Raw genomic sequence first — 8833 nt, forward strand, 5'->3', positions numbered from 1 at the left:
TCTTACGTTTTTTGAAATTGTTGCTTGCAGAAAAATATTTCAATTTTTAATAGCATTTAAGACTTCGGTATGAAGAAATTATTGAATCTCTATTCTTAATATATTTCTGAAGTGAGTGTTTACCTGATTGTAATTATGACAGTTTTTTTTGTGGTAGTAACTAATCTAGACAAAAGTACTTGTATAAAGTACTTTGGCTAAAAAAACTGTATTGACTTATTTTGCATTACCACTTAGAGGTTTTTTGAAAAGGGGTTGATTCGAAAAGTATTGCACCCTACCTGACAGATATAGGTTTTTTATTTGGGCATGAGTGGGCATTCTCAAACAGAGTTATAAACGTGGTTCAAATAACGAAATTTTATTCTTGGGTAGGGAATCAGAAATTAAAATTTGAATCTCAACCAACAGAAAAACCCCATTTCAGCCACATTTGTTAAATACCTATACCTGTGAGGGGGTAGCAATGCCTACGCCAACCCTCTTAGCGATCGCTCTCCTCCACTATATTGATAAAGGAGCGATTACGGTTGAATCCGAAGTGTTAACAGCACCGTACTGGTGAGTATCTCTTCGGGTAGCCAAGCTAAAAGCGATCGCCTAATTAATTCAATCACCGTCTGTTCCTTCAGTGATGAAGCCTGCTCATCCAGCACCAACTGTCTCACCCGTCCCTGGCTAAGTTGGAATTCAAACACCAAATCACCATCAAAACCTCTAGGGAGTTGAATTGCTTGCAAGTATTGAGTCAACAGAAAAATCATCTGCTGATTCAATCCCGTCACGCTCACAACCTCTAAACGAGGAACAGAAGATTCTTCTTTCTGTAGGGTTTTTAAATCTTCCAATTGTGGCATCGAGCTTTCGGAAACTGAGAACAGGCTATCAAGATTACTAAAACCATCATCATCTGCAAATCCGATTTCTCGCTCTGATGCTGGAATATCGCATTCCATCGCTAATGACTCCATTTCTTCAAACCGTTGCATCGGTTTTGCTGGTGCAGACATTGGGGATGGTGGTGGTAATACAGACATTGGAGATGGTAAGGCTGGTGCAGATTGTTTCTTCGCCTGCTGGCGACTCCTTGCCATTCCACCGCCAGGAGCAGCACCAAAAGTTACGTTACTAAAAATACCTTCATGACTGATTGCTTCAGGGATTTCTACAGGTACTTGCACAGATATAAAATCCTGGTTGGGATTGACTCTGACATCATCGCTGACGGCAACAAAAGCGGTATACTGTGATAATAATTGATAAGTCAAAGCCGTATCTGTTACTGCTTCCACACCTCCCTTTGTGTCTCCACTCACCATTTGATTCATTAAATCCTTAATGCGGGAACGTCCCCAAAGTTGAGCGATCGCGGGATTACCTGTTTGGGGAAAATTCAGGTGAAAACTGTGCTGATAACGCCTACCACCCGCAGCAATGCCAGTGATGTGCAACTTTCCAGAATGCGCGTCTGGTTTGCGTCCAAATAGCACTAATGGTTGCTCTGCAAATAAATCTGGTGGTGTAGAAGGATACATGATTGGTGATTCCCCATTACCCTCCCATTGCAATTGAATATTGGCGAGAACTGGATTATTTATTTGGCGGAAGAATTTTTCTACCACCTCATCTACAGGTTCATCGTGGCGAATAATCCGAGCAATACCCCGTCCTAATTCTGCAATCCGATTGAGTAAGAAACGATTCACCGAACTACCTGCACCAAAGCTATGAAGGCGGGTTCCTGGCTGGAGACGCTGTTTTACTTCTGCTAAAATTTGGTTTTCGTTGCCGATATAGCCATCAGTTAGTAAAACAATATTTCGCAAACGTCCCGGATTTGTGGCTTTTAAATTTAAGACGGTGCGGATACCGCCTAACATCTCGGTTCCACCGCCAGCGTTTAACCGATTAATATAGTTGATTGCTAATAAACGATTTGCAGAAGTATTGGGAAGAGGAACGGGTGAAAGTTGCTGTGTGGTATCAGAAAAATCAATAATGTTAAAGGTGTCGTCAGGGTTTAGTCCATTGATAAAACGACGCATCAATTCCTGACATTGCATCAGTGGTTCGCCACTTTGAGAACCGGAGGAGTCGATGAGAAACACCATATCTTTGGCGACAATCTCATCAGGACGATATTCAAAGGCAGGAATCAGGTATAGTGCAAAGTGTCCACCCCGTTCATCAGCTTGGGTCAGCGTGGTTGTTTGGATGTTATTACTGGCAACTTGGTAGCGTAAAATTAGGTCTTTATTGGGTATAGTGTCTCCACCTCCTAATTTGACATTCACTAACTCTCCTTCACGGATGATTTGGATTTGGTGAGAGGGTGAGTTAATATTTTGAATCTCAACACCAGCATTAATTTCGATGGTGACATTAATATCATGGCTTGAGCGCATTCCTGCTGGCAAAGTGGGAGCGTTTAAGCGAGAAGCATCTGAAACTAAATCGGTATCTTGATTTAAAGTCATGGGTGCAATGGCTGAACCACCCCCGACAGCATTTTCTCCGATGGTAATTCCGGGAATGTAACGGGGGCCAACAACCATTGGGAAGACAAATTCATAATTTCCTCCCTCAAATTTTAGGCTGTCGCTGTAGCGAATAATCACATCGATTTGTTCACCTGGTTTGATGTTTGCCAGGGATTGGGTAAAGATATTGTCTCGTTCTTGTTCGAGAAGTCCGGCTGTCTGTCCTTGTTTTCTGGCTTGTTCGTAAATGGCTACAGCTTCTTGGCGTTTTTTGATGCTGCCTTGAATTGTGCGATCGCCTATGCGAATCAGCATATCATCAACGGCGGCTTCGTCGGGTAAGGGAAAGATATAAACGGCTTCTAGGGTTGTGGTAAAAGGATTTTCAAAGCTTTGGGTAACTTCTACCCGTGAGATGTTACCAGCGATTTTGGCTTTTACTTCAGTGTGTTTGAGGGGAAAAGCAATCTGTTTGCTGGAGTTTTGCAGATATAAACCACTGGTTTGTTGTTCTAGGGTTTGAGTCATAATATTTACCTGACGCTTTTGTTTGCTGTCTCTAGCGTAGGTGTGTTTTTCTGGGAGATATGCTCAGTTTTATGCTCACTTGATGCTCAGTAGTAGGTTCACTGGTAAATAATGATTTTCGGTAAAATTGCCAGTCTAGTTACTGCATACGTGTTTTATACTAAAAATACGTAATTTAAATTACATTAACCTTACCCTATAAATTTAGAACAGTGAATAAGTCACAGGCTATTAAGCTACTTACAGGTGAAGGATGGACAATAAAAGATGCTGAACGTGCATTAGAGAAAATTGACTTTAAGACTAATCCTGATGAAATTACTATTCGTAGAGCTATTTCACATTTTGCTGGTTCTGAATTAATCAATCGTCAGCGTCTTCAAGCTGCTCAGAAAGGTTTGGTAACGAAAAAAACAAATGAGCTTGAGCGGAAAGAAAAGGAATATGCTGCGAAAATTGATCAGCTTATAAATTATCAAAGGCAGGAAAGGGATAAACGCGAAAATGAAATTCAAAGCTCATACAACAAAAATAATCTTGTAGAAGATAGGCTCAAAGCTATAACTTCTCAAAATAAGGATTTGATTGTTGTAAATGAGCGACTCATGAAAGACAATAAAGACTTAAAAAATTTAGTTGATGAAATAAGACTAAAACTAGCTATAAATACCAAGAAAATTCTTCAGTATGAAGACAGCGAAATTCGGAAAGCGGTAATTCATTTATTCAAATCTACCCTAGGATAAAAAGTAACTCTATGACTGAGCCTAAAACTAAAAAAACAATTTTCAATGGGATGAGTTACCGCGATACACAACGTGTTAACTCAAAAAATAGAAACAAGCTGAAGCAAGAAGATATACACTGGCTAAAAACAGAAGGTTACAAGAATGTTGGATGGAATAACCTCATCAGTCTCTATCATAAAATAAAGGATTTTTTAGATAAATATCAATTCGATGACTTCACCCTTGAAGAATTATTTCTAGAAGCAGACCGAATTGGAAATAAATATCTCACTCCTCAAGAAATACAAGAGACTAATTACAAGTTAGCTAAAGAAGTAAATGAAATCGCAGAAGAGATAGATAAGCAGTATCCTGATACAGAAATAGAAATTATTGATTTTAGTAATAAAACAAAAAAGACATATAGAAGACAAGCGAATCAAAAGTCATATAGAACTATCAAATATTAGAGGTAGATCCTGTGAACATTGAAGGAAAAGAACTGAATGAATTATTTAATATTGCAGATGAAATTGGTAGCAAGCGATATCATAAACTAACTCATCAAGATTTTGAAAATTATAGAAAATTCGATTACTGGCGATATGTTAATGGTGATTATGAGTGTGGTACAACACAAGAAAGTAAAAATTGGGTGAGAGATAATTCAGACTGGTACTGTCCAATTTGTGGGGACAAGTATTCTGAAAAGGGTGGTAAAACAATAGATCATAAGCTTCCTAGATCGCAGTATCCTTGGTTATCAATGGAATTCAATAATTTCTGGGTCATTTGTCAGACGTGTAACCAAGAAAAGGGTGAGATGCACTGGTATGAGTATGAGCATTATATATTTGTTCGCTATCCTGATTTTTATCTTGGTGTAAAAGTTGCACGTCCTAGTCAATTGCTTCAGTCTCTCAAGGATTAAAAATAGGTGCATTCCAGTTTTTATTTTGCATACACCCATTGCTTTGTTGAAAATTATTTCCAGATACCCGACTTATTTAAGAAGTTGGAATCTAAACTATAGAATTATGTCAAACTCGCTGAAAGCATCTGATTCAGGGCTAGCAATTGTAGACAAATCCCGTCAACGTCTAGGTTGGACAAAAACTAGCACTGCCCGTTGGTGGCAAGATGCCCATACCTCTAGAGCTACTTTACGCCGATTTTGGCAAGGCGATCGCATTCAGCGAGAAATTTTCATTGCGATCTGTCAAGCTGTTGGTATACAAAACTGGGAAGCGATCGCAGAATTATCCCACGCAGACTTAGAATCTACTGTAGTTATCCCCACACCTTACTTAGATTTCAATGAAGCGCCTGATATCGAAAGCTTCTATGGACGAAATCAGGAATTGGCACAATTAGAAGAATGGCTCACCAGCCAAAACTGTAAATTAGTCACTATTAACGGGATCGCTGGTATTGGCAAAACCTCTCTAGCACTGGCTTTAGTAGACCGCATTCAGTCAAAATTTGATTGTTTAATTTGGAAGTCTTTGCAAACTTCCCCATCTCTGATTTCTCTGCTGAATAGCCTGCTAAATTCTTTTGAGGAAGGTGTTGTACAGAATATTCAACAAGGTACAGCACAACTCATCCAGCAGTTACAAAAACGTCACTGTCTGTTGGTATTGGATGGATTAGAGGCTATTTTCTCCCAGCCAGAAAACCTCAGCTATGGTCAATTTATTCAACAACTAAGTCGAGAACGGCATCAAAGCTGTATTCTGATTAGCAGCCGCGAACAGCCAAAGAATATCGAAATTAATACAAAAACATCTCGCTGTTTAAATCTCAAAGGGTTGCCAAAAGCAGAGGCTAGAGAATTATTACAATCAAGGGGATTTACAGGCAAAGAACTAGGGTTATCAGCATTAATTCAACTTTATCGTGGTAATCCCTTAGCGCTGAAACTGGTAACACCCTTGATTCAGTCTGTATTTGGGGGAAATGTTGCTGCTTTTTTGAGTCAGAATACTTTAATTGTGGGCGATCGCTTGCGTGTAATTCTCAAACAGCAAATTGAGCAACTTTCCGGCTTAGAGCAAGACATTCTCTACTGGTTGGCAATTTGGCAAGAACCTGTCTCATTCTCTCGATTGCAAACCCATTTGCTGATATCCGTTGACCCAGGTATGGTTTTAGAGGGCATTGTAGCCTTAGAAAGGCGATCGCTTTTAGAAAAATGGGTCAGCGATTATAAACCATCATTTACATTGCAACCCCTAGTAATGAAAGTGGTGACAGATGAATTGGTGGAATATGCTGCTCAAGAGATTTATAAGGTTATGCAGAGTCATGATATTCGTCATTTTCAGATATTGCGAACCCATTGGTTGCTACGACCGGGTAGTGACGATATTGCAGGCGATCGCATATTAACTCAACTTTGGAAAAAGCTTTGGCATTTGTATGGTGCAACTCTTCCACAAATATTTAATCAGATTCTTTTGTTGTTAGATGGTCAATCTCCTTTGGCAATGGGTTACATCAAGAGTAATGTTGCGATCCTCTCAGGAATAGAATCAGTCTAATAAAAAACAACCAGCCTAACTAACTGGCTGCAACAACAGCACCGTCATTTACTAATTTGCCATCTTCCATGTAGACAATGCGATCGGCAATATCTAGAATGCGGTTATCATGAGTGACCAAGAGAATGGTACAGTCCTGTTCTTTAGCTAGTTTTTGCATGAGGTTGACCACATCTCGTCCCGATTTACTGTCAAGGGCGGCGGTGGGTTCATCTGCTAAGACTATTTTAGGACGACCTACCAACGCACGAGCGATCGCAACTCTTTGTTTTTGTCCCCCAGATAAATCATCAGGATAATAATTCAGCCGATGCCCTAATCCTACCTCTTCTAACATTTGGGCTGAACGGGTTTTCATCTCTGCTGGCGAAATATTATTATGCACTTCCAAGCCCATTCTGACATTCTGGAGTACTGTCAGGCTACCGTGCAAGTTGTGCGCTTGAAAAATGTAGCCGTTATTGCGTCGCACCTGGGTAAGTTGTGCTGTCTTAGCGCCACAAAGTTCTTGTTCCAATATCTGCAAACTGCCAGATTGGGCAGAACGCAAGCCGCCGGCTAATGTGAGAAGTGTAGTTTTACCAGAACCAGAAGGGCCAGTCATAATAATAATTTCGCCGGCATTAATATCCAGGTTGATATCAAAGAGAACTTGCTTACGGAGTTGACCATTACCAAAATAGTGGTCGAGATTTTTAACAGAGATTACAGGTTGACTACTCATAAATATCTTGATTACTCGTGATGCTCGTCATTTATCATTTGTCCTTTACAAATGACCAATGACCAATGACCAATGACAAATGACAAATTTAAAACATATCTGCGGGATCGGCGGACTGTAATTTTCGGGTGGCGATCACACCAGAAATTATACACATAATCATTGTCAGCGTTAATACTGTTAAAGCTCGCGCTACGGTCATGTAAAGTGGTAAATTAGTGGCATTACGAGTTAAATGATAAAGTCCTAAAGGTGCGATCGCTCCTGGGATAAAGCCCAAAACTGCCAAAATTATCGCCTCTTCAAACACTACACCTAATAAGTAAAGATTGTTGTACCCCATTGCTTTGAAAGTGGCATATTCTTTAATGTGGGAATTTACATCTGTAGAAAGAACTTGATAGACGATAATCACGCCCACCATAAATCCCATTGCTACACCCAGGCTGAAGATAAACCCGATCGCAGTATTTGTTTTCCAGTAATTTATTTCAAATTCGATAAATTCTGCTTTGGTTAAAACTTTAACATCATCATCTAAATAAGCTTCTAAAGCTGTTTTCATCTGTTTTGGGTCGTAGCCTGGTTGTAGTTGTATTAAACCTAGACTGACACCGCTAGCTTCTCGTCTAGGAAATAGTCGCAGAAAGTTCTGGTCGTTGGTGATTAAAGTACCATCGGCAATGAAGGAAGCCCCGACTGAAAATAACCCGCCAATGGTGATTGTCCGGCGTTCTATTTCGGTTGTGACAGTTTTACCTTGTTCAATTTTAGCGATCGCATCATTATAATCTCCTCTAGAGGCGCGATCGAAGAGAACGGTATCTGGTAGCTTAACAGCATCTACCTGGCGATTGACATCCGCTAAGTTAAAAACTTGCCGATCGGGATTGAACCCCATAACTAATATTGTCGTCTTCTGATGTGTTTGGGGATTTTTCCAATCAACAATGTTGATATACATTCCTTCTGCTGACTTTACACCTGGTATATCCATTGCTTGATACAGCCGTCGCCGCGTAAAGCTAGACATATTTGCTAGGTTACGTGCTTGGGGACTGATGACAAACATATCAGCCTGCATACTGCGATGTAGGATTGTGTTACTTTCAAACAGGGCAGTCTGAAACCCTAGCTGCATGAACATCAGAACATCGGCAAAGGCAATACCTGACAATGCCACCAAAAGACGGCCTTTTTCATGACTCAATTGCAGCCATCCTAAAGGTGTTCGCCGCCGTAATTGTTCGGTTAATTTCATAAGAAGGAGTGGGGAGCTGTCTCTTATAAACATCAGAAGCTCCCACAAACCTAGAACACAAGCTAACTCTGCTCCCCGAAAAAAAAAAAAAAAAAAAGTCGATGGCAGTGGTTTTTTGCAGTATTGCCGGCAGGGTATCGTCGAAATTGCCTGTGACCTGTTCAATATTCTGCAGGGCCAGTTGGTGGAAGTTTTTTTGTGCCTGCCCTGCCACGGCCTTACTCCCTTCACCTGTTATCACCCGTGCGGCCGGGTTGGCGAGGGCCATATAGCTGGAGGATATACCCAGAGAGGTACCCAATTCCATGATGGTAGCCGGTTGATAATAATGCACGATCCTAAACAGGAGCTGGCTGAGTTTTCTTGGTTTAGCTGCATTCCTGGCTATTCGTGCTATGGGACGCCGGGGGCTGTTGTTAATGGCTGAACCGGCTCCGAAGTCTTCGAGCTCTAATTGTGTGTTATCGTGCAGCAATTGCCTGCGCAATGTTTCAACCTGATCGTAGGCTGCAAAATGGCGTTTATCATTCAATATCTTTTTAATGAATGTATATACGAAGGGGGAATGC

The 8833-nt window shown here is 40.6% G+C and carries 8 protein-coding genes; 4 read left to right on the forward strand and 4 right to left on the reverse strand.

What is annotated here, in order from left to right:
* Nucleotides 1–524 precede the first annotated feature (524 nt).
* Nucleotides 525–3008 carry a VIT domain-containing protein gene (locus G1O98_RS23050; RefSeq protein ID WP_163932309.1) on the reverse strand — a complete coding sequence of 828 codons (2484 nt, stop codon included), beginning with the start codon at nucleotides 3006–3008 and terminating at the stop codon, nucleotides 525–527.
* 212 nt (nucleotides 3009–3220) lie between these two features.
* Between G1O98_RS23050 and G1O98_RS23055 the strand changes: the two genes are divergently transcribed.
* From G1O98_RS23055 to G1O98_RS23070, 4 genes are all read left to right on the forward strand, one after another.
* Nucleotides 3221–3754 carry a hypothetical protein gene (locus G1O98_RS23055; protein ID WP_163932312.1) on the forward strand — a complete coding sequence of 178 codons (534 nt, stop codon included), beginning with the start codon at nucleotides 3221–3223 and terminating at the stop codon, nucleotides 3752–3754.
* Nucleotides 3755–3765: 11 nt separating this feature from the next.
* The gene (locus tag G1O98_RS23060) at nucleotides 3766–4206 is read left to right on the forward strand and encodes a hypothetical protein (protein ID WP_175586825.1); all 441 of its coding nucleotides are present in this window, start codon (nucleotides 3766–3768) and stop codon (nucleotides 4204–4206) included.
* 11 nt (nucleotides 4207–4217) lie between these two features.
* The gene (locus tag G1O98_RS23065) at nucleotides 4218–4667 is read left to right on the forward strand and encodes an HNH endonuclease signature motif containing protein (protein WP_163932315.1); all 450 of its coding nucleotides are present in this window, start codon (nucleotides 4218–4220) and stop codon (nucleotides 4665–4667) included.
* Nucleotides 4668–4773: 106 nt separating this feature from the next.
* Nucleotides 4774–6279, forward strand: a complete 1506-nt coding sequence (locus G1O98_RS23070; RefSeq protein WP_163932318.1) for an NB-ARC domain-containing protein — start codon at nucleotides 4774–4776, stop codon at nucleotides 6277–6279.
* A 19-nt stretch (nucleotides 6280–6298) separates the two neighbouring features.
* Here G1O98_RS23070 and G1O98_RS23075 read toward each other — a convergent pair whose 3' ends face one another.
* From G1O98_RS23075 to G1O98_RS23085, 3 genes are all read right to left on the reverse strand, one after another.
* The gene (locus G1O98_RS23075; protein ID WP_163932321.1) at nucleotides 6299–7003 is read right to left on the reverse strand and encodes a DevA family ABC transporter ATP-binding protein; all 705 of its coding nucleotides are present in this window, start codon (nucleotides 7001–7003) and stop codon (nucleotides 6299–6301) included.
* Between the two features lie 88 nt (nucleotides 7004–7091).
* Entirely contained in the window at nucleotides 7092–8264 is a 1173-nt protein-coding gene (gene devC, locus G1O98_RS23080) for an ABC transporter permease DevC (protein ID WP_163932324.1), read from the reverse strand.
* On the reverse strand, nucleotides 8203–8833 hold a 631-nt coding region (locus G1O98_RS23085; RefSeq protein ID WP_207794502.1), incomplete at its 5' end, for a hypothetical protein. The genes devC and G1O98_RS23085, both read right to left, overlap by 62 nt.

Source organism: Nostoc sp. UIC 10630 (assembly GCF_010747425.1).
Lineage (GTDB): Bacteria > Cyanobacteriota > Cyanobacteriia > Cyanobacteriales > Nostocaceae > Nostoc.

What these genes read in the sequence shown, in the direction of transcription:
- devC (WP_163932324.1), bottom strand. Translation starts at nt 8,264, where the DNA reads ATGAAATTAACCGAACAATTACGGCGGCGAACACCTTTAGGATGGCTG.
- G1O98_RS23060 (WP_175586825.1), top strand. Translation starts at nt 3,766, where the DNA reads ATGACTGAGCCTAAAACTAAAAAAACAATTTTCAATGGGATGAGTTAC.
- G1O98_RS23070 (WP_163932318.1), top strand. Translation starts at nt 4,774, where the DNA reads ATGTCAAACTCGCTGAAAGCATCTGATTCAGGGCTAGCAATTGTAGAC.
- G1O98_RS23075 (WP_163932321.1), bottom strand. Translation starts at nt 7,003, where the DNA reads ATGAGTAGTCAACCTGTAATCTCTGTTAAAAATCTCGACCACTATTTT.
- G1O98_RS23050 (WP_163932309.1), bottom strand. Translation starts at nt 3,008, where the DNA reads ATGACTCAAACCCTAGAACAACAAACCAGTGGTTTATATCTGCAAAAC.